Source organism: Sinorhizobium sp. NG07B (assembly GCF_002532005.1).
GTDB lineage: Bacteria > Pseudomonadota > Alphaproteobacteria > Rhizobiales > Rhizobiaceae > Sinorhizobium > Sinorhizobium fredii_C.
On the sequence record NZ_NWTD01000045.1, the window covers coordinates 1 to 1,070 of the forward strand.

General features: G+C 61.7%; 2 protein-coding genes. Both read right to left on the reverse strand.

Translation table 11 applies throughout. The annotated features are described in order from the left end of the window. Window position 1: 1 nt before the first annotated feature. A complete protein-coding gene (locus CO664_RS29990) occupies window positions 2-607 on the reverse strand; it encodes a general stress protein (protein WP_097540719.1) in 606 nt (201 codons plus the stop codon). Between the two features lie 36 nt (window positions 608-643). Continuing rightward, on the reverse strand, window positions 644-958 hold the full coding sequence (locus CO664_RS29995) for a PepSY domain-containing protein (protein ID WP_097540720.1): 315 nt from the start codon (window positions 956-958) through the stop codon (window positions 644-646). Window positions 959-1,070: the final 112 nt, after the last annotated feature.

A 1,070-nucleotide genomic window follows, 5' to 3' on the forward strand; every position in this document is an offset into this window, starting at 1 on the left:
CCTACGGCATCATACTGCGATAGCGTTCGCGCTCGCGCCGAACCTGCTCCAAAGTATACGGGTCGGCACTGTCGTCAAACCGCGTCCATCCTTCCCCCGCGTAAATGCTCCTGCGGGCGGCAGGGTCGACGCGATTGCGTTGCTGCAGGATGGCCTCTGCTTTGAGGGCAAGACTGTCATCGACTTTTGCGGTCACCAAGGTGCCGCCGCGGCGAACGCCCTCGGCATAGACATGGGCGTCTTCCTCATCGACGCCGGAATCCGTCAATGCACCGATCAACCCTCCGGCGGCGCCTCCAGCAACAGCCCCGGCTGCCGCCCCGGCCGCGGTAGCCGCCAGCCATCCTGCCGCGACGACAGGGCCAACGCCGGGAATGGCCATCAAGCCAAGTCCCGTAAGCAGACCGACCACCCCGCCTCCTACGGCGCCGAGGCCGGCACCAGTTCCCGCGCCTTCGGCTGCGTCCGAGCCTTCGGTCGAGTAGCGGTCATCAGCATTGTTTGCAACGATGCTGATATCATCTGACGGCACGCCGGCGGCTTCGAGGTCGCTGACGGCGTCGCGGGCATCTTCGTAGTCGTCAAATAGCCCTGTTACGGTTCGCATTATCGTTCTCCTTTTGGTAAAGCACGTTTCGGGCGATTACTGAGCTGTGACGTTGCCCTGATAATCGAGGGCGACGGCCACTGATTTGCCGTCCTTCATGGCAGTTGCCTGCCACACACCTTTATCGTCTAGCTTCAAGCCATTGACGCCGGTGTACCCGGCTTGTTCGATCCACTCCTTCGCCTGAGCTTCGGTAAAGCTGTTGGCGCCTTCAACCGGCGCCGCCGGGTTCTGCGTGTCGGGAGTCGCGATCGCCGGCGTATTGCCCTCCGAAGACGGAGTCGTTTGCGCAAACGCTGCCGTGGCCACAGCGCTCAGCAGCGCTGCCGCAGCAAAAGTCAGATTTTTCATGTGTTTACCTCTTCCGAAGACCTGAATTGATCCCCGCGCAAAGAACTCGTGGACCGGAGATTGGTTCCGGATTGCTCGTTCACAATCAGAGCACGGCCGTGAGCAGGTGCGG

Excerpts from the sequence above, each read along its gene's own strand:
- CO664_RS29990 (WP_097540719.1), bottom strand. The coding sequence starts at position 607 with ATGCGAACCGTAACAGGGCTATTTGACGACTACGAAGATGCCCGCGAC.
- CO664_RS29995 (WP_097540720.1), bottom strand. The coding sequence starts at position 958 with ATGAAAAATCTGACTTTTGCTGCGGCAGCGCTGCTGAGCGCTGTGGCC.